Annotated in this window: 28 protein-coding genes and 1 tRNA gene; 23 read left to right on the forward strand and 6 right to left on the reverse strand. The window is 64.3% G+C overall.

Annotated elements, in window-relative coordinates; translation table 11 throughout:
• The 9 genes from DFR51_RS07135 to DFR51_RS07175 all read left to right on the forward strand — a co-directional run bounded on the left by DFR51_RS07135 (nt 1) and on the right by DFR51_RS07175 (nt 7,820).
• A complete protein-coding gene (locus tag DFR51_RS07135; RefSeq protein ID WP_197723749.1) occupies nt 1-804 on the forward strand; it encodes an enoyl-CoA hydratase family protein in 804 nt (267 codons plus the stop codon).
• On the forward strand, nt 804-1,955 hold the full coding sequence (locus DFR51_RS07140) for an acyl-CoA dehydrogenase family protein (RefSeq protein WP_121048512.1): 1,152 nt from the start codon (nt 804-806) through the stop codon (nt 1,953-1,955). The genes DFR51_RS07135 and DFR51_RS07140 overlap by 1 nt, the downstream gene beginning before the upstream one ends.
• Nucleotides 1,952-3,568, forward strand: coding sequence for an AMP-binding protein (locus tag DFR51_RS07145; RefSeq protein WP_197723618.1), 1,617 nt, complete (start codon nt 1,952-1,954; stop codon nt 3,566-3,568). The genes DFR51_RS07140 and DFR51_RS07145 overlap by 4 nt, the downstream gene beginning before the upstream one ends.
• An 8-nt stretch (nt 3,569-3,576) precedes the next feature.
• Entirely contained in the window at nt 3,577-4,770 is a 1,194-nt protein-coding gene (gene kynU / locus DFR51_RS07150) for a kynureninase (RefSeq protein ID WP_121048515.1), read from the forward strand.
• Nucleotides 4,767-5,612, forward strand: coding sequence for a tryptophan 2,3-dioxygenase (kynA, locus tag DFR51_RS07155; protein WP_243445408.1), 846 nt, complete (start codon nt 4,767-4,769; stop codon nt 5,610-5,612). Before kynU ends, kynA begins: the two co-directional genes overlap by 4 nt.
• A 10-nt stretch (nt 5,613-5,622) precedes the next feature.
• On the forward strand, nt 5,623-6,798 hold the full coding sequence (locus DFR51_RS07160; RefSeq protein WP_243445409.1) for an acyl-CoA dehydrogenase: 1,176 nt from the start codon (nt 5,623-5,625) through the stop codon (nt 6,796-6,798).
• 10 nt (nt 6,799-6,808) lie between these two features.
• Nucleotides 6,809-7,225 (forward strand): acyl-CoA thioesterase, encoded by a 417-nt coding sequence (locus tag DFR51_RS07165; RefSeq protein ID WP_121048521.1) that lies wholly within the window; start codon nt 6,809-6,811, stop codon nt 7,223-7,225.
• The gene (locus tag DFR51_RS07170) at nt 7,218-7,613 is read left to right on the forward strand and encodes a RidA family protein (RefSeq protein ID WP_121048524.1); all 396 of its coding nucleotides are present in this window, start codon (nt 7,218-7,220) and stop codon (nt 7,611-7,613) included. Before DFR51_RS07165 ends, DFR51_RS07170 begins: the two co-directional genes overlap by 8 nt.
• Nucleotides 7,614-7,743: 130 nt before the next feature.
• Nucleotides 7,744-7,820 (forward strand) — tRNA-Asp (locus DFR51_RS07175).
• A gap of 39 nt (nt 7,821-7,859) precedes the next feature.
• On the opposite strand, the gene DFR51_RS07180 is transcribed toward DFR51_RS07175, so the two are convergent.
• The 5 genes from DFR51_RS07180 to DFR51_RS07200 form a co-directional block, all read right to left on the reverse strand.
• Nucleotides 7,860-8,168 (reverse strand): chorismate mutase, encoded by a 309-nt coding sequence (locus tag DFR51_RS07180; RefSeq protein ID WP_121048527.1) that lies wholly within the window; start codon nt 8,166-8,168, stop codon nt 7,860-7,862.
• Nucleotides 8,165-8,383 carry a DUF2842 domain-containing protein gene (locus DFR51_RS07185; RefSeq protein ID WP_121048530.1) on the reverse strand — a complete coding sequence of 73 codons (219 nt, stop codon included), beginning with the start codon at nt 8,381-8,383 and terminating at the stop codon, nt 8,165-8,167. Before DFR51_RS07185 ends, DFR51_RS07180 begins: the two co-directional genes overlap by 4 nt.
• The gene (locus DFR51_RS07190; protein WP_160119206.1) at nt 8,380-8,943 is read right to left on the reverse strand and encodes a 5-formyltetrahydrofolate cyclo-ligase; all 564 of its coding nucleotides are present in this window, start codon (nt 8,941-8,943) and stop codon (nt 8,380-8,382) included. Before DFR51_RS07190 ends, DFR51_RS07185 begins: the two co-directional genes overlap by 4 nt.
• A 199-nt stretch (nt 8,944-9,142) precedes the next feature.
• Complete coding sequence (locus DFR51_RS07195) at nt 9,143-9,454, reverse strand: cell division protein ZapA (protein ID WP_121048536.1); 312 nt, start codon at nt 9,452-9,454, stop codon at nt 9,143-9,145.
• Nucleotides 9,455-9,458: 4 nt separating this feature from the next.
• Nucleotides 9,459-9,662, reverse strand: coding sequence for a hypothetical protein (locus tag DFR51_RS07200; RefSeq protein ID WP_121048539.1), 204 nt, complete (start codon nt 9,660-9,662; stop codon nt 9,459-9,461).
• 233 nt (nt 9,663-9,895) lie between these two features.
• Between DFR51_RS07200 and tkt the strand changes: the two genes are divergently transcribed.
• From tkt to thiE, 6 genes are all read left to right on the forward strand, one after another.
• Nucleotides 9,896-11,866, forward strand: coding sequence for a transketolase (gene tkt, locus DFR51_RS07205; RefSeq protein WP_121048542.1), 1,971 nt, complete (start codon nt 9,896-9,898; stop codon nt 11,864-11,866).
• A 24-nt stretch (nt 11,867-11,890) separates the two neighbouring features.
• Nucleotides 11,891-12,898 carry a type I glyceraldehyde-3-phosphate dehydrogenase gene (gap, locus tag DFR51_RS07210; protein WP_121048545.1) on the forward strand — a complete coding sequence of 336 codons (1,008 nt, stop codon included), beginning with the start codon at nt 11,891-11,893 and terminating at the stop codon, nt 12,896-12,898.
• Nucleotides 12,899-12,900: 2 nt separating this feature from the next.
• Nucleotides 12,901-14,094, forward strand: a complete 1,194-nt coding sequence (locus DFR51_RS07215) for a phosphoglycerate kinase (RefSeq protein WP_121048548.1) — start codon at nt 12,901-12,903, stop codon at nt 14,092-14,094.
• A 105-nt stretch (nt 14,095-14,199) separates the two neighbouring features.
• Nucleotides 14,200-14,718, forward strand: a complete 519-nt coding sequence (locus DFR51_RS07220; RefSeq protein ID WP_126494762.1) for a CAP domain-containing protein — start codon at nt 14,200-14,202, stop codon at nt 14,716-14,718.
• Between the two features lie 97 nt (nt 14,719-14,815).
• Nucleotides 14,816-15,730, forward strand: coding sequence for a class I fructose-bisphosphate aldolase (locus tag DFR51_RS07225; protein WP_121048554.1), 915 nt, complete (start codon nt 14,816-14,818; stop codon nt 15,728-15,730).
• 7 nt (nt 15,731-15,737) lie between these two features.
• Nucleotides 15,738-16,406, forward strand: a complete 669-nt coding sequence (thiE, locus tag DFR51_RS07230; RefSeq protein ID WP_121048557.1) for a thiamine phosphate synthase — start codon at nt 15,738-15,740, stop codon at nt 16,404-16,406.
• Nucleotides 16,407-16,411: 5 nt separating this feature from the next.
• Here the strand turns inward: thiE and DFR51_RS07235 are convergent, their stop codons facing one another.
• Nucleotides 16,412-17,665, reverse strand: coding sequence for an acyltransferase family protein (locus DFR51_RS07235; RefSeq protein ID WP_207790674.1), 1,254 nt, complete (start codon nt 17,663-17,665; stop codon nt 16,412-16,414).
• On the opposite strand from DFR51_RS07235, the gene efp reads away from it, so the two are divergent.
• The 8 genes from efp to nuoF all read left to right on the forward strand — a co-directional run bounded on the left by efp (nt 17,643) and on the right by nuoF (nt 23,791).
• Entirely contained in the window at nt 17,643-18,206 is a 564-nt protein-coding gene (efp, locus tag DFR51_RS07240; RefSeq protein ID WP_121048563.1) for an elongation factor P, read from the forward strand. The two genes, DFR51_RS07235 and efp, sit on opposite strands and share 23 nt — an antisense overlap.
• Nucleotides 18,207-18,217: 11 nt before the next feature.
• Nucleotides 18,218-19,027: an inositol monophosphatase family protein gene (locus tag DFR51_RS07245; RefSeq protein ID WP_121048566.1), complete on the forward strand. Its 810-nt coding sequence runs from the start codon at nt 18,218-18,220 to the stop codon at nt 19,025-19,027.
• Between the two features lie 77 nt (nt 19,028-19,104).
• Nucleotides 19,105-19,482 carry an NADH-quinone oxidoreductase subunit A gene (locus DFR51_RS07250; protein ID WP_121048569.1) on the forward strand — a complete coding sequence of 126 codons (378 nt, stop codon included), beginning with the start codon at nt 19,105-19,107 and terminating at the stop codon, nt 19,480-19,482.
• Nucleotides 19,473-20,018, forward strand: coding sequence for a NuoB/complex I 20 kDa subunit family protein (locus tag DFR51_RS07255; RefSeq protein ID WP_121048571.1), 546 nt, complete (start codon nt 19,473-19,475; stop codon nt 20,016-20,018). Before DFR51_RS07250 ends, DFR51_RS07255 begins: the two co-directional genes overlap by 10 nt.
• Entirely contained in the window at nt 20,015-20,644 is a 630-nt protein-coding gene (locus DFR51_RS07260) for an NADH-quinone oxidoreductase subunit C (protein WP_121048574.1), read from the forward strand. Before DFR51_RS07255 ends, DFR51_RS07260 begins: the two co-directional genes overlap by 4 nt.
• Nucleotides 20,644-21,855 (forward strand): NADH-quinone oxidoreductase subunit D, encoded by a 1,212-nt coding sequence (locus DFR51_RS07265; protein ID WP_121048577.1) that lies wholly within the window; start codon nt 20,644-20,646, stop codon nt 21,853-21,855. Before DFR51_RS07260 ends, DFR51_RS07265 begins: the two co-directional genes overlap by 1 nt.
• Nucleotides 21,852-22,484 (forward strand): NADH-quinone oxidoreductase subunit NuoE, encoded by a 633-nt coding sequence (gene nuoE / locus DFR51_RS07270; protein ID WP_121048580.1) that lies wholly within the window; start codon nt 21,852-21,854, stop codon nt 22,482-22,484. The genes DFR51_RS07265 and nuoE overlap by 4 nt, the downstream gene beginning before the upstream one ends.
• Nucleotides 22,481-23,791, forward strand: a complete 1,311-nt coding sequence (nuoF, locus tag DFR51_RS07275; protein ID WP_121048583.1) for an NADH-quinone oxidoreductase subunit NuoF — start codon at nt 22,481-22,483, stop codon at nt 23,789-23,791. The genes nuoE and nuoF overlap by 4 nt, the downstream gene beginning before the upstream one ends.
• Nucleotides 23,792-23,819 lie beyond the last annotated feature (28 nt).

Raw genomic sequence — 23,819 nt, forward strand, 5'->3', positions numbered from 1 at the left:
ATGGCAGGACTGAAGCCGAAGCATTTCCTCTGGGAGGTCGAGGACCGCATCGCGCGCGTCCGACTCGACCGGCCCGAGCGTAAAAACCCGCTGACCTTCGAATCGTATGCCGAGATGCGCGATACCTTCCGCGCGCTCGTCTATGCCGATGATGTCGATGCCGTGGTGTTCCTGCCCAATGGCGGCAACTTCTGTTCGGGCGGCGACGTCCACGACATCATCGGGCCGCTCGTCGCGATGGACATGAAGCAGCTGCTCGCCTTCACGCGCATGACGGGCGATCTCGTGAAGGCGATGCTCCACTGCGGCAAGCCGATCATCTCGGCGGTGGACGGCGTGGCGGTGGGTGCGGGCGCGATCATCACCATGGCGTCGGATATGCGGCTGGCAACGCCTGCCGCGAAGACGGCGTTCCTGTTTACGCGCGTGGGCCTCGCCGGCTGCGACATGGGCGCGTGCGCGATGCTGCCGCGGATCATCGGGCAGGGCAGGGCCTCCGAGCTCCTTTACACCGGGCGCACGATGAGCGCCGAGGAAGGCGAACGCTGGGGCTATTACAACCGGCTGGTTTCCGCCGAGGCGTTGGAAGACGAGGCGATGGCGCTCGCACGGCGGATCGTGGCGGGGCCGACGTTCGCGCACGGCATCACCAAGACGCAGCTCAACCAGGAATGGTCGATGAGTCTGGATCAGGCGATCGAGGCCGAGGCGCAGGCTCAGGCGATCTGTATGCAGACGCGGGACTTCGAGCGAGCGTACAAGGCGTTCGTGGCGAAGCAGACTCCGGTATTCGAGGGCGACTGATGGCGGACCGCAGCTTTCTGGATTGGCCGTTCTTCGAAGACCGGCATCGCGACTACGCCGAGCGGCTGGAGGCTTGGTGCCGGGAAAATTTGCCGGTCGACCACAGCGACACAGACGCGGCGTGCCGCCGTCTTGTGGACATGTTGGGCGCAGGCGGCTGGCTGCTGGCGACGGCGGTGGATAGCGATACGCCTGCGCCGCTCGACGTGCGCACGCTGTGCATTACGCGCGAGACGCTCGCGCGGCATGACGGGCTGGCCGACTTCGCCTTTGCGATGCAGGGCCTAGGCACCGGGACGATCAGCCTGTTCGGCGATGCCGGACACCGCGAATGGCTGCGGAAGACGCGGGCGGGCAAGGCGATTTCGGCGTTCGCGCTTTCCGAGCCGCGCTCGGGATCGGACGTCGCCAACATGGATATGGCCGCCCGCCGCGACGGCGACGGCTACGTGCTTTCAGGCGAAAAGACGTGGATTTCGAACGGCGGCATTGCCGACGTCTACACGGTGTTCGCCCGCACCGGCGAGGCGCCGGGCGCGAAGGGCATTTCTGCGTTCGTCGTGGCGGCGGATACGCCGGGGCTCGAGATCGCCGAGCGTATCGATGTGATCGCGCCGCACCCACTCGCGCGGCTACGTTTCAATAACGTGCGCGTGCCTGCGTCGGCGCTCATCGGGAAACCCGGCGAAGGCTTCCGTATCGCCATGTCGGTGCTCGACGTGTTCCGCTCGACCGTGGGCGCGGCTGCGCTCGGGTTCGCGCGCAGGGCGCTTGAAGAGAGCATCAAGCGCACCAGCGAACGCACATTGTTCGGCGCGCCGCTGTTCGATTTGCAGATGGTGCAGGGCCACATCGCGGACATGGCGCTCGACGTAGATGCGGCGGCGCTCCTCGTCTACCGCGCCGCATGGACCAAGGACATGGGCGCACCGCGCGTGACGCGCGAAGCGGCGATGGCGAAACTCTACGCCACCGACCGCGCGCAATCCGTGATCGATAAAGCGGTACAGCTTCATGGCGGGGACGGCGTGCGCCACGGCCACATCGTCGAAAGCCTGTACCGGGAGATCCGGGCGCTTCGCATCTACGAAGGCGCATCGGACGTACAGAAGGTGGTGATTGCGCGTCAGGTGATGGGAGCGGGAGCATGATTTTGGGGCCGTCTGCCCATGTCGATACGTTTACGCGGGACAATCTGCCACCGTTCGCGGAATGGCCGGACCTGCTGCTCGACGGCTTCGAATACCCCGATTACCTGAATGCCGGCGTCGAACTCACCGACGCGATGGTCGTCAAGGGCTTTGGCGATCATACCGCGCTGATCGGCAACGGGCGCCGCCGCACCTACAAGGAACTGACCGACTGGTCGAACCGCATCGCGCACGCGCTTGTCGAAGACTACGGCATCAAGCCGGGCCACCGCGTTTTGATCCGTTCGGCGAACAATCCCGCGATGGTCGCGTGCTGGCTCGCCGCGACGAAGGCGGGCGCAGTCGTCGTCAACACCATGCCGATGCTGCGCGCGGGTGAACTTTCGAAGATCGTCGACAAGGCCGAGATCAGCCTCGCGCTCTGCGACACGCGCCTGATGGACGAGATGGTGCTGTGCGCGAAGGACAGCCGTTTCCTGAAGGCGGTCGTCGGCTTCGACGGCACCGCCAACCACGATGCGGAACTTGATCGCGTGGCGCTCGGCAAGTCCGTGAAATTCGATGCGGTGCAGACGGGCCGGGACGACGTGGCGCTGCTCGGTTTCACCTCGGGCACCACGGGCGAGCCCAAGGCGACGATGCACTTCCACCGCGATCTGCTGATCATCGCGGACGCGTATGCGAAGGAAGTGCTCGGCGTGCGCCCGGACGATATTTTCGTGGGTTCGCCGCCGCTCGCGTTCACCTTCGGGCTTGGCGGGCTTGCGATCTTCCCGCTGCGTTTCGGCGCCGCGGCGACGCTGCTCGAACACGCTTCGCCGCAAAGCATGATCGAGATTATCGAGACCTACAAGGCGACGATCAGTTTCACCGCGCCGACGGCCTACCGCATGATGCTCGCCGCGTTCGACGAGGGCGCGGACCTCTCCTCGCTGCGCATTGCCGTGTCGGCGGGCGAAACGCTGCCCGCGCCGGTGTTCGAGGATTGGGTGCGGAAGACGGGCAAGCCGATCCTGGACGGCATCGGCGCGACCGAGCTGCTGCATATCTTCATTTCGAACCGCCTCGACGACATGCACCCGGCCTGCACCGGGCGACCTCTCACCGGCTATGAAGCGAAGATCGTGGACGAGGACATGAACGAGCTGCCGCGCGGCGAAATCGGACGGCTTGCCGTGCGCGGCCCCGTGGGCTGCCGCTACCTCGCCGACACGCGGCAGAAGAAGTACGTGAAGGGCGGCTGGAACCTCACCGGCGACTCCTTCACGCAGGATGCGGAAGGCCGCTTCCACTTCGCTGCGCGGTCGGACGACATGATCATTTCGGCGGGCTACAATATCGCCGGGCCGGAGGTGGAAGCCGCGCTGCTCAAGCATCCGCACGTGCTCGAATGTGCGGTGATCGGCGTTGCCGATGAGGCGCGAGGCCAGATCGTCGAGGCGCATGTCGTGCTGGTGGAGGGCCTCGCGCCCGACGACGGTGTTGTGAAGGCCTTGCAGGACCACGTGAAGGCGACGATCGCGCCTTACAAATACCCGCGCTCGGTGCGGTTCACGGCCGCGCTTCCCAAAACCGAGAGCGGCAAGATCCAGCGCTTCCGATTGAAGGCATAGAGAAAAAAATGACCGATTTCAGCGCAACACGCGCGAAGTTTCATATCCCCGACGGCATCATCTATCTCGACGGCAATTCGCTGGGGCCGCTGCCGATCGCCGCGAAGGCGCGCGCGGCGAAGGTGATCGAGGAGGAATGGGGCGGCGAGCTTATCAAGGGCTGGAACACCGCAGGCTGGATGGTGCAGCCGCGCAAGGTCGGCGACCGCATCGCGCGGCTGATCGGCGCACCCGAAGGTAGCGTCGTGATGGGCGATACGCTTTCGATCAAGGTTTACCAGGCGCTCGCCTCCGCGCTCGAAATGCGCCCCGACCGGCGCGTGATCGTGTCGGATAACGGCAATTTCCCGACCGATCTCTACATGGCGCAGGGCCTTATCGCGTCGCTGGGGCGGGGGCATGAGCTGAAGGTCGTGGACCCCGAAGCCGTGGAAGCCGCGATCGACGAAAGCGTCGCCGCGCTGATGATCACCGAGGTCGACTATCGCACGGGCCGGAAACACGACATGGCGAAGCTGATCGCCAAAGCGCATGCGGTGGGCGCGCTGGTCATCTGGGATCTGGCGCACTCGGCGGGCGCGATTCCCGTCGATCTGAAAGGTGCGGGTGCGGACTTCGCGGTCGGCTGCACCTACAAGTATCTGAACGGCGGACCCGGTGCGCCCGCCTTTATCTACGTGGCGGCGGAACATGCGGACGCGGCGCGCCCAGCGCTTTCCGGCTGGATGGGCCACGAGGCGCCGTTCGCGTTCGATCAGGACTATCGCCCCGGCAACGGTATCGAGCGGATGCGGGTCGGTACGCCGCCGATCATCGCGCTGGCCGTGCTCGATGCCGCGCTCGATGCCTGGGAAGGCGTCGACATGGCAGACGTGCGCCGCAAGTCGATCGAACTCTCGGAACTGTTCATTCGCGAGGTCGAGGCGCGCTGTCCTGACCTTGTGCTCGCTTCGCCGCGCGACAGCGCGGTGCGCGGCAGCCAGGTGTCGTTCCGTCACCCGCAGGGCTACGCGGTCATGCAGGCGCTCATCGCACCCGGGCTGATCGGCGATTTCCGCGCGCCCGACGCGCTGCGGTTCGGTTTCACGCCGCTTTATATCGGCGAGGAGGAGGTGCTCGGCGCAGTCTCCATCATGGAGGACGTGCTGAGCAAAAGGAGCTGGGACAAACCCGAATATCACAGAAGAGGACTTGTCACTTGAGCACCCAGCAACCCTATGACCCGGCCCAAGACGGCGCGCAGATGTCGTTCCGGGAACGTATGTCCTACAGCGACTATCTGTCGCTCGATCCGATTCTGAACGCGCAGAAGCCGCTGTCGACCGCGCACGACGAGATGCTGTTCATCATCCAGCACCAGACTTCGGAACTTTGGATGAAGCTTGCGATCCACGAGGTGCGCGCCGCGATGGAGGCCGTGCGTGAGGGGCGCGTTTCGAACGCCTTCAAGATGCTGACGCGCGTGGCGCGTATCTTCGAGCAGCTGAACAGCGCGTGGGACGTGCTGCGGACGATGACCCCGAGCGAATACACCGAGTTTCGGGATTCACTCGGCCAGTCTTCGGGCTTCCAGTCCTACCAGTACCGCGCGATCGAATTTCTCGCAGGGAACCGCAATGCCGCGATGCTGAAACCGCACGCCCACCGGCCCGAGATCATGGCGCAGCTTGAGGATATTCTCTCCAAGCCGAGCCTTTACGATGAAGCGCTGCTGCTTCTCCAGCGCAGCGGCATCCCGATCGGCAAGGCCGACGCGGAGCGCACGGAATGGGCAACGCCGCGCACGGAAAGCCAGGACGTCGTTGAGGCCTGGAAAACCGTATATCGTTCGCCGGAGAAATACTGGGCACTTTATGAGCTTGCTGAAAAGCTCGTGGATTTCGAGGACTATTTCCGGCGTTGGCGCTTCAACCACGTAACGACCGTGGAACGCGTCATCGGCCTCAAGCGCGGCACTGGCGGCACCTCCGGGGTCGCCTACCTGCGCAAGATGCTGGAGGTGGAATTGTTCCCCGAACTCTGGAAAGTACGCACCGAACTCTAGGAGCACGACCTTGGCAATTTTTGACCCCTTCGACCCGTTCGGCCTTGAGCAGCAGCTCACCGAAGAAGAGCAGATGATCTCCGCAACCGCGCGCCGCTATGCCGAGGACCGGCTGGCGCCGCGCGTTGTCGAGGCCTTCCGGCACGAGAAGACCGATCCGGCGATCTTCCGCGAGATGGGCGAGCTTGGCCTGCTCGGCGCGACGATCTCGCCCGAATACGGCGGGGCGGGCTTCGGCTACGTCGCTTATGGCCTGATCGCGCGCGAGGTCGAGGCGATCGACAGCGGCTACCGTTCGATGATGAGCGTGCAGTCCTCGCTCGTGATGGTGCCGATCGAGACGTTCGGTTCGGAAGCCCAGAAGCAGAAGTACCTGCCGAAGCTGGCCCGCGGCGAGTGGATCGGCTGTTTCGGCCTCACCGAGCCGGACCACGGCTCCGACCCCGGATCCATGGCGACGCGCGCAAAGAGCGTGCCGGGCGGATACCGCCTTTCGGGCGCCAAGACGTGGATCACCAACGCGCCCATCGCCGACGTGTTCGTCGTGTGGGCGAAGACCGATGACGGCGCGATCCGCGGCTTCGTACTCGAAAAGGGCATGGAGGGACTCTCCGCGCCGGCGATCCACGGCAAGGTGGGCCTTCGCGCCTCGATCACTGGCCAGATCCTGATGGACGACGTGTTCGTGCCCGAAGAGGCGATGTTCCCCGAGGTGCGCGGCCTGAAGGGGCCGTTTACCTGCCTCAACTCCGCGCGCTTCGGCATTGCGTGGGGGGCGCTCGGCGCAGCGGAATCCTGCTACAAGACGGCGCGGCAATATACGATGGACAGGAAGCAGTTCGGGCGCCCGCTCGCGGCGAACCAGCTCATCCAGAAGAAACTTGCCGACATGGTGACGGACATCTCGCTCGGCTTCCAGGGCTGCCTGCGTCTTGGCCGCATGAAGGATGACGGGCATCCGCCTGTCGAGCTGACCTCGATCCTGAAGCGCAACAGCTGCGGCAAGGCGCTCGATATCGCCCGCACGGCGCGCGACATGCTGGGCGGCAACGGTATTTCCGACGAGTTCGGCGTCGCGCGGCATCTCGTGAACCTGGAGGTGGTGAACACCTACGAGGGCACGCACGACGTCCACGCGCTCATCATCGGCCGCGCGATCACCGGCATCGCGGCCTTCGCGAACTAGGCGGCCCGTCATGGCGTTTACGACGGTTCGGCCCTTGCGGTTCGGGGACTGCGATCCTTCGGGGATCGCTTACTTCCCGTCCTATCTCAACCTGCTCGTCGGGGTGATGGAGGAGTTCTTCACCTCCATCGGCTCACCGTGGCCGGTGATGATGGGCGAACGTCGCATTTCTGTGCCGACCGTTCGGCTGGACATTACGTTCAGCCATCCGGGCGTGCATGGCGACGTGCTTGAATTTGAAGTGGGCGTGAAACGCGTGGGCGGAAGCTCGCTCGATTTCCTGCACCGCATCACCTGTCGCGGCACGCTGCTCTGGTCCGCCGAGCAGCGTGTCGTTGCCACCGACACCGATACCCACCGCGCACGTCCGTGGCCGGACGACCTGCGCGCGGCCCTCGAACAGCATCTGGAGAGCGAGAATGTTTGAAACCCTGCAACCCGAAGGCTGGGTGAAGCCGATCGGCTACGCGAACGGCATCGCCGCAGAAGGTACGCTGATCTTCGTGGGCGGCCAAATCGGCTGGAACGCGAACGCAGAGTTCGAGACGGACGATTTTGCGGCGCAGACGCGGCAGACGCTTGAAAACATCGTGGCGGTTCTGAAGGCGGGCGGGGCAGGGCCGGAGCACGTGACCTCGATGACGTGGTACGTGACCGACAAGGCAGAATATCTCGCCAACCTGAAGGGCGTGGGCGCCGCTTACCGCGACACTATGGGCAAAAACTTCCCCGCGATGGCGCTGGTGCAGGTCGCGGCACTCGTCGAGGATCGCGCCAAGGTGGAGATTCAGGCGTTCGCGGTGAAGCCACGCTGAATTCTTTTCAGGCGTTTTTTACGAGTTTTCCACAGCTTATTGCAGGCAAGACCGAAATAACAGAGATGCTTCTTGACAGCGCCGGACCCCGTCAATAGGTACGCCGGGCTTTCGAAATACGAAGCAACGCGCGGGTGTAGCTCAGTTGGTTAGAGTGCCGGCCTGTCACGCCGGAGGTCGCGGGTTCGAGCCCCGTCACTCGCGCCATTTCATGCCGGAAATGGCGCCTCCCCGCAGGAAACGATATCAGGCTTCGATACTGTCGAAGACCCTGAACTCGTGCGCGATGGAGCGCTCCACAAGCAATTCATAGATCGCCGCGACATGCTCGCGGGAGAGGCCATGGGCATCAGCTGCGTCGCAGGCCTTGGCGATGACGTCCGCCTTGCGGTCCTCGTCGCGGACAGCCTCCCGCGCACTCTTCACGCGCGCCGCTGCATCGATGTAGCGCATCCGCTTTGCCAGCAGCGCGACGATCTCCCGGTCCAGGGCGTCAATCGCCGTGCGGATCTCCGACATGGTCGTGCAGGCGTTGGGAGGAACGATATCGGTCATTTGCGGAAGCGTCCGGTTTCTATCCAGCGAACAAGGGGACGGGCGGGGAACACCCAGGCGATGCCGAGCACGACCCAGATGGGAAGCTGCACGAGAACGTGAAGTCGCGAGACGGGATCAGCGACGGCGACCGCGACAAGCGAATAGACCGCGATCAGGACGATCAGCAGGAGCACGCCGAAGGGCTTTCGGAGACTGGGTTTGGGGTCGGTCATGCGGTGAGTGTCCTTGTGGGTGTCACCACCGCATCAAGGCGCTGGTCCCAGCTATCTGCCGGAAGCGTATGCAGGATCTGCACATCCCAGGCGAGGCCGATGGCAATCGTGGGCTGCACGGCCCGGAGCGCGGCAAGTGCGCGGTCGAAGTGGCCCTTGCCCTGGCCGATGCGGTTTCCTTGCGTGTCGGCTGCGACGAGCGGCACGAAGAGCGTATCGGGGACGCCCTCGGCGGCATCGGCAAGCGGCTGCATCGTGCCGAAGGGGCCGGGCTCCAGCGGGCCGCCGGCGACGCGAAAGCGCATGACGTCATCACGGCTCGCGAACCATGGCAGCAGCACCGTTGCGCGGGAGAGGCACGGCGCGGGATCGATCTCGTGGCCCATCGGCACATAGCTGCCGGTGGCGCGGGCATTCGCAAGGAAGGGAAGGGCGCGCGCGGCGAGCGCGGCCTCCAGCGCCCGGCGTTCCTCGGCGGACAGGCCGCGAACGAACGCCGCGCGCGCTGCGCGAGCATCGCGGCGCAGGGTTTCCTTGTCGAATAGGGCGGCGGTGGGCAAAAGGGAATCCGGGCGACAGGTCAAAAATGGGTGGCGGAACCGCCTCGGCCGTTTGCCGGAATATCCTCTGACGCCAGTAACGTCAGGTGGGCACCATATGGTCGGACCAGGATCCGCACAGGGACAGCACCCTTGGATGTCGATATCGCCTCAGGGATGTTCGCATCGCGCGCACCAGGCAGTATCCGCCTCGGGCAATCTAGGCGTTGGCGCGCCGCTTCTCAAGGGCTGCGACAATGGCTTCCACCCGTTGCGCCGCCTTTTCAAGCGCACCCGTCGCGATCGTGTCGCCGAGCGAGGGGTCGCGTTCCTTGAGGTCGAAGAACTCATCGGCAATCAGGATGGCGGACATCAGCAGCAGGCGAGGCTCGCTCATCTGCCCAAGCGCGCCCTGCAGATCGGCCGCCTTGGCGTCGACATGCGCTGCGAGACGGTTCAGCCGCTCTTCCTCGCCATCGCGGCAGGCGAGGGGATAGGAGCGGCCGCCGATGCTGACGTTGATCTGCCCCACGCGCCTAGCTCCGCGACGCGATCAGCGCGTCGAGATCGGCGACGGCGCGTTCGGTGGAATCCTTCAGGCGGCGGTGCTTGTGGCGCAGCGCTTCCAGTTCGGTGAGCGCCTCACCTGCATCGTGTACGCCCCCGGCGGCGCGCTCGAGCTTGTCGAGTGCGCTTTCAAGGCGTGTCAGCGCCGACGCGAAACCGGTCATCTGATCCATGCCGAAAAGTCCCGAAAACAGCAGTTTGGGCGAGGAACATAAGAACGAATCCGAATGACGGTCAAGGCAAGCGCCGGACGGTTCGACGATTCATCTCGATTCAGCCGGATTCCCGCCTGTTTCGTATATGCATGGCCGCCATGCCTTGACATGACGTTGACGCAGCATAAGCCCCTCTCCATTGTGCGCGCCGATTCGCCGCCCGGCCGAAATATTGGGGAACCAAGCCGAAGATGACCGTCAATCACGCCGATCTCGCCAACGCTGTCCGTGCGCTGGCGATGGATGCCGTACAGGCCGCAAACTCCGGCCACCCTGGAATGCCGATGGGCATGGCCGACGCTGCGACGGTTCTCTTCACACAGCATCTGAAGTACGATCCCGAGTGGCCTGAATGGCCTGATCGCGACCGCTTCGTGCTCTCCGCCGGTCACGGCTCGATGCTGATTTACGCGCTTCTCTATCTCACGGGCTATGAGAAGCCGACGCTCGACCAGATCCGGAACTTCCGCCAGCTGGGCAGCCCCTGCGCCGGTCACCCCGAGAATTTCGAGCTTCCGGGTGTCGAGACGACGACCGGCCCGCTTGGGCAGGGCCTCGCCACCGCCGTAGGCATGGCGATCGCGGAGCGTCACCTCAACGCGCGCTTCGGCGACGCGGTGCAGGATCATCACACGTGGGTGATCGCCGGTGACGGCTGCCTCATGGAAGGCATCAATCACGAAGCGATCGGCCTTGCCGGGCACCTGAAGCTCGGCCGCCTGAACGTGATCTGGGACGACAACCGCATCACGATCGACGGCGCCACCTCCATGTCGACCTCGGAAGACGTGAAGGCGCGCTATGAGGCTTCGGGCTGGCACGTCGTTTCCTGCGACGGCCACGACGCGGCGAGCATCGACGCGGCGCTGCGGGCCGCGAAGGCTGATCCGCGCCCGTCGCTGATCGCCTGCCGCACGATCATCGGCTACGGCGCGCCCAACAAGCAGGGCACGGCGGCCACGCACGGCTCGCCGCTCGGCGCGGCTGAAATTGCGGCTGCGCGCGAAACGCTCGGCTGGCATCACGCACCGTTCGAAATCCCGGCGGATATCCTGAACGCATGGCGCACGTCGGGTGCGCGCGGCACGAAGTTGAGTGCCGACTGGAAGATGGACGCTGCGAAAGCAGAGGGTTACGCGGACTTCCTGACCTGGCTCGACGGTTCGGCACTGAAAGCCGCGGGCCCGGCACTGAAGGCTCACATCGACGCACTGATCGCCGCGCCGCAGACGGTGGCGACGCGCAAGGCGAGCGAGCTTGCGCTCGGCGCGATCAATGCTGCCGTGCCGAACACCATCGGCGGCTCGGCCGACCTCACCGGTTCCAACAATACACTCACAAAGGGCCTCGGCACGCTCGACGCCGCGAATTACGGCGGGCGCTACGTCTATTACGGCATCCGTGAATTCGGCATGGCCGCCGCGATGAACGGCATGGCGCTGCACGGCGGCATCGTGCCCTACGGCGGCACCTTCCTCGTCTTCACCGACTATTGCCGCCCCGCCATCCGCCTCAGCGCGCTGCAGCGGGCGCAGGCAATCTATGTGATGACGCACGATTCGATCGGGCTTGGCGAAGACGGCCCGACGCACCAGCCCATCGAGCATGTGATGAGCCTGCGCGTGATGCCGAACGTGCTCGTGATGCGCCCGGCTGACGTCGTCGAGACCGCCGAGTGCTGGGCGATCGCTCTCGAGAACACGAGCGGCCCGACCGTTCTTGCGCTCTCGCGCCAGAATCTCCCGCAGGTCCGCACCGCGGCGAACGAAAACCTCTCCGCAAAGGGGGCGTACCGCCTTCGCGCCGCTGGCGCCGCGCGGAAGGTTGTGTTCCTGGCGACCGGCTCGGAAGTTCAGGCTGCGCTGAATGCCGCAGACCAGCTCGAAGCCGACGGTATCGGCTGCGATGTCGTGTCCATGCCCTGCTGGGAGCTCTTCGATCTGCAGAGCGATGCCTATCAGGCGGATATCCTGCCTGAAGACGCGCTCATCGTGTCGGTTGAAGCCGGCACGACCGTGGGCTGGGAACGCTACACGGGCCGCAAGGGTCTGCGGCTTGGCATCGATCGCTTCGGCGCCTCTGCGCCTGCCGAAGCCTTGTTCGAGAAGTTCGGATTGACCGCCGACGCCATCGCGAAGGCGGTTCGGGGGAAGCTCGCTTAAATTAGGAACAGGAGTACAAGAGACATGGCGAAGGTTTCGATCAACGGGTTCGGCCGCATCGGGCGTCTTGTAGCACGGGCCATTCTGGAACGCCCGGATAGCGGGCTGGAACTGGTATCGATCAACGACCTCTCCGACGCGAAGTCGAACGCCCTGCTGTTCAAGCGCGATTCCGTGCACGGAACGTGGCAGGGCACGGTCGAAGTCGACGGCAATGATCTCATCATCGACGGCAAGCGCATCAAGGTTTCGGCCGAGCGCGACCCGGCGAACCTGCCGCACGCCGCGAACGGCGTCGATATCGCGCTCGAATGCACCGGCTTCTTCACGGACCGCGCTTCGGCCGAGAAGCACATGGCGGCGGGCGCCAAGCGCGTGCTGATCTCCGCGCCGGGCAAGAACGTCGACCTCACGGTCGTTTTCGGCGTGAACAACGACAAGCTCTCGGCCGATCACAAGATCGTGTCGAACGCCAGCTGCACGACGAACTGCCTTGCCCCGGTCGCCAAGGTGCTGAACGATGCGCTCGGCATCGAACGCGGCCTGATGACGACGGTGCACGCCTACACGAACGACCAGAAAATCCTCGACCAGATCCACGACGATCCGCGCCGTGCCCGCGCTGCCGCTATGTCGATGATCCCGACCACGACCGGCGCCGCGCGCGCCGTCGGCGAGGTGCTTCCCGAACTGAAGGGCAAGCTCGACGGTTCGGCGATCCGCGTGCCGACGCCCGACGTCAGCCTCGTCGATCTGACTTTCACGCCGAAGCGCGACACGACGAAGGACGAAGTGAACGCGATCCTGAAGGCGGCGTCTGAATCCGGCCCTCTGAAGGGCATCCTCTGCTATTCGGACGAGCCGCTGGTTTCGATCGACTATCAGCACACCGCTGCGTCTTCGACCATCGACAGCCTTGAAACCGCCGTGCTTGAAGGCAAGCTCGTCCGCGTCGTTTCGTGGTATGATAACGAGTGGGGCTTCTCGAACCGCATGGTCGACACCGCCAAAGCGATGGCGGCGTTCCTCTAACCATGGCGAAGTTCCGGACGCTCGACGATATCGGGGACGTGCGCGGCAAGCGCGTCCTCGTTCGTGCCGATCTCAATGTGCCGATGCAGGACGGCAAGGTCAGCGACGACACGCGCCTTCGTGCGGCGCAGCCGACCATCGCCGAACTCGCCGACAAAGGCGCGATCGTGCTGGTGCTCTCGCACTTCGGGCGTCCGAAGGGCGAAGACCCGATGCTCAGCCTGTCACCAATATCGAGCGCGCTTGCGAAGGTGCTCGGTCGCACGGTGGGTTTCGTCACCGAGTGCAAGGGGCCGGCGGCCGAACAGGCTGTGGGTCTGATGGCGGCGGGCGAAATCGCGGTGCTTGAGAACACGCGCTTCGAGGCGGGCGAAGAGAAGAACGATCCGGCGCTCGTCGCCGCCATCGCGAAGCTCGGCGACCTTTACGTCAACGACGCCTTTTCCGCCGCGCACCGTGCGCACGCCTCCACGGAGGGGCTGGCGCATGTGCTTCCCGCGTATGCGGGCCGTTCCATGCAGGCGGAGCTGGAGCACCTGGAAGCCGCACTTGGCGAGCCTGAACGGCCTGTCGCGGCGGTTGTCGGCGGCGCGAAAGTATCGTCGAAGCTCGATGTGCTCAACAACCTTGTCAGCAAGGTCGATCACCTGATCATCGGCGGCGGCATGGCGAACACCTTCCTTGCCGCGAAGGGTGTCGATGTCGGCAAGTCGCTTTGCGAGCACGATCTCAAGGAGACCGCGCTCGGCATCCTCGCCAAGGCGGACGCGGCGCGCTGCACCGTGCACCTGCCGTACGACGTCGTCGTGGCGAAGGAGTTCAAGGCGAACGCCGCGAACCGGACCGTGAACGTGCACGAGGTGGGGGCGGACGAGATGATCCTCGACGTTGGCCCCGCTGCTGTCGAGGCGCTTTCGGACGCGCTCAAGACCTGCCGGACGCTGGTGTGGAACGGGCCGCTCGGTGCGTTCGAACTGGAGCCGTTCGATGCGGCGACAGTCGCCCTCGCGCGCACGGCGGCGGCGCTCACCGAAGCTGGAAGCCTCGTTTCGGTGGCGGGCGGCGGCGATACGGTCGCGGCGCTCAACCATGCGGGCGTTGCGGACAGCTTCAGCTTCGTCTCGACCGCAGGCGGTGCCTTCCTCGAATGGATGGAAGGCAAGGCGCTTCCGGGTGTTGAGGCGCTGCGGGCGTAACGAACCCGGTTTTGTCGCGGCGGTGCGTCGTTTCAACCATGGTAAGTCGGAAATTAACCATTTCTTAAAACCCGACCTTAAGCCTTGCGGGCGAAGGTCGGTGCCATGCTTATGCGTCTCGCCACTGCTGCGTTCCTGATCGCCAGCCCTGCCGTTGCGGCGGGCTTCTCCACGGTTGCGGTTGCCAAGCAGAGCTGGTGCGCAGCGGGCGACGTCAATCCGGTCGAGGCGGTCGAGGCGCTGAACGATCTGCGCCGCGCGCAGGGCTTGTCCCCGGTGCGTGTCAATATGGCGCTCACCCGTGCCGCGCAGCACCATTCGGACGACCTTGCCGGGTGGGGCAAGCTTTCGCACAGCGGTTCCGATGGCAGCAACTTCGTCGACCGTGCCGAGCGCGCGCGCTTTGACGGCGTGCCGCGTGCCGAGAACGTGGCGTGGAACCTGCCGACCTCGCACGCCGTGGTCGTCGCGTGGGAACGGAGCCCCGGCCACCGCGACAACATGATGCTCGAAGACGTCACCGATGTCGGCATCGGTTACGCCTGCTCGCCCACCAAGGGGCGTTTCTGGACGATGGTGCTCGGACGCGCAGAAGCGCAGTTCACGCTCGCCGCGCTCAACTAGCCTATCATCCTGAATCCACGCGGGAGGTCGTTGCGATGCGCGGCCCTCTTCTGTATCACGCGCGGCAACCCGAACTATCCAGCGACGAGGACGACGCATGAAGATCACGAAAGCCGTGAAGGCCATCCTTTCCAACTATGAAAGCGACAACCCCGGCACGAAGGCGAACCTCGCCCGGATCCTGATGCAGGGCCAGCTCGGCGGCACCGGCAAGCTCATCATCCTCCCCGTCGACCAGGGCTTCGAGCACGGACCGGCGCGCAGCTTCGCGGTCAACGAGCCGGCTTACGACCCGCACTATCACTTCCAGATCGCCATTGACGCGGGGCTTTCGGCCTATGCCGCGCCGCTCGGCATGATCGAGGCGGGCGCCGACACGTTCGCGGGGCAGATCCCCACGATCCTCAAGGTGAACAGCTCGAACAGCTGGGCGACCTCGATCAACCAGGCCGTCACCGGCACGGTTGACGACGCGCTGCGCCTGGGCTGCTCGGCAATCGGCTTCACCATCTATCCGGGCGCGGACGACGTGTTCGACATGATGGAAGAGATCCGCGAGATGTCGGCCGAAGCAAAGTCTGTGGGCATCGCCACGGTGATCTGGTCGTACCCGCGCGGCGGCAACCTTTCGAAGGACGGTGAGCTTGCGCTCGACGTTGGCGCCTATGCGGCGCACATGGCCGCGCTCCTCGGCGCGCATATCATCAAGGTGAAACTGCCGACCGCGCACATCGAGCAGAAGGACGCGCAGAAGGCCTACGAGAAGCTGGACAGCTCGACGCAGGCGAAGCGCGTGGCGCATGTCGTGAAGTCGTGCTTCAACGGCCGCCGCATCGTCGTCTTCTCGGGCGGTGCCGCGAAGGGTGCCGACGCGGTCTATCAGGACGCGCGCGACATCCGCGACGGCGGTGGCAATGGCTCGATCATCGGCCGCAACACATTCCAGCGCCCGCGCGACGAAGCGATGGCGATGCTTGGGAAGCTGGTGAACATCTACAAGGGCAAGGAATAGGCCCTTTATGGATGACGAGGTCGCGCTCGATCCGCGTTTCGCAGACCGTTTCGGGCGCGAACCTCGCCCGCCGTGCCAGCTCTATCTCATCTCGCCTGAGCGCTACGATCCGGGCTTTCCCGAAAAGCTGAAAGCCGCGCTCGACGCAGGGGTGGTTGCTGCGTTCCAGCTGCGGCTGAAGGGTGTGGAGGATATGGAAATCCTGCGCGCCGGGGCAGCGTTGAAGCCGATCCTTGCCGCCTATGACGTGGCCTTCATCCTCAACGACCGCGCCGATCTTGCGAAGGAACTCGGGGCGGACGGCGTTCATCTCGGCCAGACCGACGGCAGTGTTGCTGAGGCGCGCAGCCTGCTCGGCCACGACGCGCAGATCGGCGTCACTTGCCACGACAGCCGCCATCTTGCGATGGAAGCCGGCGAGGCGGGGGCGGACTATGTGGCTTTCGGCGCGTTTTATCCCACCAGCACCAAGGCGACGACGCATCGCCCCGATCCTTCGATTCTCTCGTGGTGGACGACGATCAGCGAAATTCCCTGTGTCGCCATCGGGGGCATCACTGCGGAGAACGCCTCTCCCCTTATCGAGGCGGGGGCCGATTTTCTGGCTGTCAGCGGCGCTGTGTGGAACGCCGACCCGGCATCCGCAGTTCGGGATTTTGCGAAGCTTCTGAAGTAGCTCGTTCAGGCTGGTCGGCGCATCGCCGTGGAGCGTTCCAGCAGCATTTCGATCCATTTTCTGAGAAAACGCGTGAACCCGCGTTCCAACGTGCGCGACATCATGAGCGCGAAACACACAATGAGGGCGAGCACCAGCAGCGACATCAAAGGTCCGTGGAGCTTGGCGAATGCCGCTCCGGAAAGCAGTTCGGTAATCGGCCGATGAAACATGTAAAGCGTGAACGTGCCGCCGGCCAAGAAGCGGATGGCGGACGAAAACCGCATAAGCACGGGTGGAATCAGTGTCCGGACGGCGACCAGGTGCAACGTGAACAGAAAGCCGATCAGGAGGTCGGTGATAAGGTTCGTCGCATCGCGAAGCACATACCACATCGGAAAATTGCCACTAAACCAACCGCGTAGTGCCGGCGGCACGCCCGCAAAGCCAATCACCGCAATGGCGGCAATGCTGAGGATGGCGATGAGGGGGCGCGCCGGAAGCGTGGTCTTGTCGATATTGCGGTAAAGCCATACGCCGGCCAGCCAGGCCGGACTGAGGAGCAGGATCGCCGGCCCTGCGACCATCATGCCAAGAAGCATGAGGCCGATGCGAAGCTTGCCCTTCGTGAAAACCCAAATGCCGAAAAGCGTATAGTAGGCAGCCTCGTAGCACAGAGACCAGAAGGGCTGGTTGAGCGGTATGTCCGCGTCGTTGAGCCAGGACCTGTTGAGAAACAGCAGCGACGAAACAATGTCCCACGCCGACCATTCCGCGGACTTTACTGTCCCCGATGACCATCCCGGTGGCGAAACTATCGCAGCGCAGGCGACGCTGAGCAGGATTGCAGGAACGATGACCGCGTAAAGGCGTGAGGCGCGAGCCGCCAGATAGTCTCGCCATCCCCGGTTGTTGTCGAACGTGCTATGGGCAATCACAAGGCCGGACAGCACGAAGAACACGATCACGGCCTCGTGTGCGAACTTGCCGGCGAAGGTGATGGGCAGATCAAAGCCGTCTTGTCGCATGTGCGCAATAACCACGATCAGCGCGGCAAAGGCGCGCCACAGATCGAGATAGAGCGAGAAAGCCTTGTCCCTTAAAGGGCTTGCAGCGGCGGGCGTGGCGATCATGATTCTTCCTATTCTGAAGAAAATGCCTTTCCAAACGATTTCGTCCCGCCTTGAGCCCGCGCCCTCAGGCTGATAGAAGCCCCGCACTTTTCCGGTTTCGGCTCTCTTTCTCAGGATTGCACCCATGAAGATCAGCGGCGTGGACATTCGTCCCGGCAACATCATCGAATATGAAGGCGGGCTGTGGCGCGCCGTGAAGATTCAGCACACGCAGCCCGGCAAGGGCGGCGCCTACATGCAGGTGGAACTGAAGAACCTCGTCGACGGCCGCAAGACCAACGTCCGCTTCCGGTCGTCGGAAACGGTGGAGCGCGTCCGCCTCGACACCAAGGACTTCCAGTTCCTCTATGCCGAAGGCGACATGCTGACCTTCATGGACAAGGAGACCTACGAGCAGGTCTCGCTGCCGCAGGACCTCCTCGGCGATGCCGCCGCCTTCCTGCAGGACGGCATGGACGTCGTCATGGAACTCTATGAAGAACGGCCGCTTTCCGTGCAGCTTCCCGATCAGGTCGAAGCCACGATCGTGGAAGCCGATGCCGTGGTGAAGGGCCAGACGGCCTCTTCCAGCTACAAGCCCGCCGTGCTCGACAACGGCGTGCGCATCATGGTGCCGCCGCACATCGCGTCGGGCACCCGTATCGTCGTCGACGTCTACGAGCAGACCTACGTCCGCCGCGCGGACTGATCGGAAACACCATGCCTGCTCATTCCGCCCTCATCACCATCATGGACAAGGCCGCGCGCAAGGCTGCGCCGCGGCTGCGCCGCGATTTCAATGAGGTGTCGCAGCTTCAGGTCTCCCGCAAGGGTCCGTCGGACTTCGTGTCCAACGCGGACCGCGCGGCCGAGCGCTCCATCGTCGAAATCCTCCGGCAGGCACGCCCCGATTGGGGGCTGGTGCTGGAAGAGGGCGGCGAAATCGAGGGGGATCCCTCGCGCCCGCGCTGGATCGTCGATCCGCTCGACGGCACGTCCAACTTCCTGCACGGCATCCCGCACTTCGCGATCACCATCGCAGCGGAGCAGGACGGCCAGATCATCTCGGGCCTCGTCTATCAGCCGATGACCGACGAGAGCTTCTGGGCGGAGGCGGGCAGGGGTGCCTGGCTCCAGAACCAGCGCCTGCGCGTTTCGGCGCGCAAGGACCTTGGCGACTGCCTGATCGCGACGGGCATTCCGTTCCGCGGGCATGGTGATTTCGACCAGTTCGATTCGATCCTGCAGGCCGTGGCGCCAAATGTCGCAGGCATAAGGCGTTTCGGGTCCGCCGCGCTCGATCTCGCATGGGTCGCCGCAGGGCGTTTCGACGGCTACTGGGAAGCAGGGCTTAACAGCTGGGACGTGGGCGCTGGCATGCTCCTCGTGCGCGAAGCCGGGGGGTTCGTCAGCGACTACCGCGGCGGCGACAAGTCCCTTGAAAGACGCGAAGTTATCGCCTCCAATGGTGCTATTCAGAGTCGTTTGCATAAACTCATCGGCGGGGCACTTCGCAGCGCAGCAAAGTGATTGCGAAAGGCGGGCTTACAGCCTTGCAAGCCCGCTGACACGCGCCTAAAAGCGCCGCGAACATCAGGGAATCGCGTATGCAATCGGTCGCGGCAGAGTATCTGCCGATCCTCTTGTTTCTGGGCGTCGCGGTGGTGCTTTCGGGCGTCTTCGTCGGCCTGCCGGTGCTTGTTTCGAACCTCACGGGAACCAACAAGCCGGACCCCAACAAGCTTGCGGAATATGAGTGCGGCTTCCCCGCCTTCGAAGACGCGCGCCGCCAGTTCGACGTGCGCTTCTATCTGGTGTCGATCCTGTTCATCATCTTCGATCTTGAGGTCGCGTTCCTGTTCCCCTGGGCGGTGAGCCTCGGCGCGACGGGCGTGTTCGGCTGGGCGTCGATGATGGTGTTCCTTGGCATCCTTACGATCGGCTTCATCTACGAATGGAAGAAGGGCGCGCTGGAATGGGAGTAGAAACCCAAATGGCGCCTGCCGGCTCCAGCATCATCATGCCGGAACAGGGCTTCGTCGACGACATCAACAACGAGGTCTCCAACAAGGGCTTCCTCGTCACCTCGACCGAGGAGTTGTTCCACTGGGCGCGCACTGGCTCGCTGTGGTGGATGACCTTCGGCCTTGCCTGCTGCGCGGTTGAAATGATGCATTCGAGCATGCCGCGCTACGACCTTGAGCGCTTCGGCGCTGCCCCGCGCGCATCCCCGCGCCAGTCGGACGTGATGATCGTCGCGGGTACGCTCTGCAACAAGATGGCACCGGCGCTGCGCCGCGTTTACGACCAGATGTCGGAACCGCGCTACGTCATCTCGATGGGCAGCTGCGCCAACGGCGGCGGCTATTACCACTACAGCTATTCGGTGGTGCGCGGCTGCGATCGCATCGTGCCCGTGGACATCTATGTGCCGGGCTGCCCGCCGACCGCAGAGGCGCTGCTTTACGGCATCCTGCAGCTGCAGCGGAAAATCCGCCGGGTGGGAACGTTCGAACGATGAAAAGCCCCGCGCCCCGTACCTCTTCCGATGAAGGCGTCATTGAAGCTGCGCGCGCCGCGCTTGGCGATCTCGTTGTCGATGCGAGCGAGCATGCTTTCGAGGTGACGATCACGGTTCACCGCCGCGATCTCTACAAGGCGCTCGAAGCGCTGCGCGACACGTCCGGCCTTGAATACCAGCAGCTCATGGAGATCGCGGGCGTCGACTATCCGGAGCGCCCGGAGCGCTTCGAGGTCAACTACTGCCTGCTTTCGCTGACGAAGAACCGCCGCATCCGCGTGAAGACGCTCACCGACGAGAAGAACGCTGTTCCCTCCGTCGTCGATCTCTGGCCCGTCGCGGGCTGGCTGGAGCGGGAAGTGTGGGACATGTACGGCGTCCGTTTCGACGGCAACCCGGACCATCGCCGCATTCTTACCGACTACGGCTTCACCGGGCATCCGTTCCGCAAGGACTTCCCGCTCACCGGCTATGTCGAGCTGCGTTACTCCGAAGAGCACAAGCGCGTTGTCTATGAGCCCGTTCAGCTGGCTCAGGATTTCCGCAGCTTCGATTTCATGAGCCCGTGGGAAGGCGCCGATTACGTGCTGCCGGGCGATGAAAAGGCGGAAGGGAAGGCGAGCTGATGGCCGAAGTCGCGACCACGACGCCCGCCACGACCGGCGACGTCGAAATCCAGAACTACACGATCAACTTCGGCCCGCAGCATCCGGCGGCGCACGGTGTGCTGCGTCTCGTCATGGAGCTGGACGGCGAGATCATCGAGCGCTGCGATCCGCACGTGGGCCTGCTTCACCGCGGCACCGAGAAGCTGATCGAGTACAAGACTTATCTTCAGGCGCTGCCCTACATGGACCGGCTCGACTACGTGTCGCCGATGTCCATGGAGCACAGCTATGTGCTTGCGGTCGAAAAGCTGCTCGATATCGAGGTGCCGCTGCGCGCGCAGTATATCCGAGTGCTGTTCGCTGAACTGACGCGCATCGCCAATCACATCCTCAACACCACCGCGCACGCGATGGACGTCGGCGCGCTGACGCCGATCCTGTGGCTGTTCGAGGAGCGCGAGGAACTGCTCGGCTTCTACGAGCGGGCTTCCGGCGCGCGCTTCCATGCGGCCTATTTCCGGCCCGGCGGTGTCCATCAGGACCTGCCGCCGAAGCTGATCGCCGACATCGCCGACTGGGCCGACGCCTTCCCGAAGGCGCTCGCCGACTTCGAGGCGCTGATCTGTGACAACCGCATCTTCAAGCAGCGCAACGTCGACATCGGCGTCATCAGCGAGCAGGACGCGGTGGCGTGGGGCTTCTCTGGCCCTTGCATCCGTGGCTCCGGCCTGCCGTGGGACCTCCGCAAGTCGCAGCCTTACGAGGTCTACGACCGCATGGAGTTCGATGTGCCGGTCGGCAAGAACGGCGATTGCTACGACCGCTTCATGGTCCGCATTGAGGAAATGAAGCAGTCGCTGCGCATCATCAAGCAGTGCCTGCGCGAGATGCCCGAAGGGCCGATCGCCAGCCTCGACCGCAAGGTGGTGCCGCCCAAGCGCGGCGAGATGAAGCGCTCGATGGAAGCGCTCATCCACCACTTCAAGCTCTACACGGAAGGCTTCCACGTTCCGGCGGGCGAGGTGTACGTCGCGACCGAAAGCCCCAAGGGCGAGTTCGGCATCTACATGGTAGCCGACGGCACCAACAAGCCTTACCGCTGCAAGATCCGCCCCACGGGCTTCTCGCACCTGCAGGCGATGGATTTCCTCTGCAAGGGCCACATGCTCGCCGACGCGCCCGCCGTGCTCGGCAGTCTCGATATCGTTTTCGGTGAGGTCGACCGGTGAGTCACGCCGCTTCAGCAACGCCCGAACAGCATCACGCGTTCGATGGTTTCGATTGGACGCCTGAGAACGCCAAGCGCGTGAAGGTGATCCTTGCGCGCTATCCGGAGGTGCGGAAGCAATCCGCCGTGATGCCGCTCCTCGATCTCGCGCAGCGCCAGGTCGGCGCGCAGACGAAGACGCAGGGCTGGCTGCCGATCCCCGTGATCGAGTTCATCGCGAACATGCTCGGCATGCCGTACATCCGCGTGCTCGAGGTCGCGACCTTCTACACGATGTACAACCTCGCGCCCGTCGGTCGCCATCACGTGCAGGTCTGTGGCACGACGCCCTGTATGCTGCGCGGCTCCGACGACGTGATGAAGGCGTGCAAGGACAAGGGGCTCGCCAAGGGCCACACCACCGAGGACGGCCTTTTCACGCTCACCGAGGTCGAGTGCATGGGCACCTGCGCGAACGCGCCGATGGTGCAGATCAACGACGACAATTTCGAAGACCTCGACTACGCGAGCATGACGCGCATTCTCGAAGACCTTGCTGCCGGCAAGACGCCGAAGCCCGGCCCGCAGATCGAGCGCCAGAACAGCGCGCCCGTCGGCGGACCCCGCGTTCTCAAGGAGTATATGGCATGACGACCATTGCGCCGCTTGAGGACAAGGACCGGATTTTCACGAACCTCTACGGGTTCCAGGATTGGGGCGTCAAAGGCGCGCTGAAGCGCGGCGACTGGGACGGCACCAAGGATTTCCTCGCCAAGGGGCAGGACTGGATCATCGAGCAGGTGAAGGCGTCGGGCCTTCGCGGGCGCGGCGGCGCGGGCTTCCCCACCGGCCTCAAATGGTCCTTCATGCCGAAGGAACCACGCGAGGATCGCCCGTCCTACCTCGTCATCAATGCCGACGAGTCCGAGCCCGGCTCGTGCAAGGACCGCGAGATCATCCGCCACGATCCGCACAAGCTGATCGAAGGCGCGCTGATCGCCGGCTTCGCGATGCGCGCGAAGGCCGCGTACATCTACATTCGCGGCGAGTTCATCCGCGAGGCGGAGACGCTGTTCGCCGCCGTGGAGCAGGCCTACGACAAGGGCCTGATCGGCAAGAACGCCTGCGGTTCGGGCTATGATTTCGACGTCTACGTCCATCGCGGCGCGGGCGCATACATCTGCGGCGAAGAAACCGCGCTCCTCGAAAGCCTTGAAGGCAAGAAGGGCCAGCCGCGCCTGAAACCGCCGTTCCCGGCGGGCGCAGGCCTCTACGGCTGCCCGACGACGGTGAACAATGTCGAGAGCATCGCGGTCGTCCCCACGATCCTGAGGCGTGGCGCGGAATGGTTCGCGGGCTTCGGCCGTCCGAACAACCTCGGCACCAAGCTCTTCCAGATCTCCGGCCATGTGAACACGCCGTGCGTCGTTGAAGAAACGATGGGCATCAGCTTCCGCGAGCTGATCGAAAAGCATGGCGGCGGTATACGCGGCGGCTGGGACAATTTGCTCGCGGTCATCCCCGGCGGTTCGTCCGTACCGCTCGTGCCCGCCGAACAGATCATGGACGCGCCGATGGATTTCGACGGCCTCCGTGAACTCAAGTCCGGCCTCGGCACGGCGGCGGTGATCGTGATGGACAAGTCCACCGACATCGTCCGCGCCATCAGCCGCATCTCCTATTTCTACAAGCACGAGAGCTGCGGGCAATGTACGCCTTGCCGCGAGGGCACCGGCTGGATGTGGCGCGTGATGGAACGGCTGCGCACCGGCGACGCCGATCTTTCGGAAATCGATACGCTGCTCGACGTCACCACAGAGGTTGAGGGCCACACCATCTGCGCGCTCGGCGATGCGGCGGCCTGGCCGATCCAGGGCCTCATCCGTCACTTCCGCCCGGAACTTGAGCGCCGCATCAACGAACGCAAGGGCGCTGCCCTCGCCGTGGCGGCGGAGTAGGGCGATGGGGGATCTATGCCAGCAGGCC

This window comes from Sphingosinicella microcystinivorans (assembly GCF_003634215.1).
Classification (GTDB): Bacteria; Pseudomonadota; Alphaproteobacteria; order Sphingomonadales; family Sphingomonadaceae; genus Sphingosinicella; species Sphingosinicella microcystinivorans.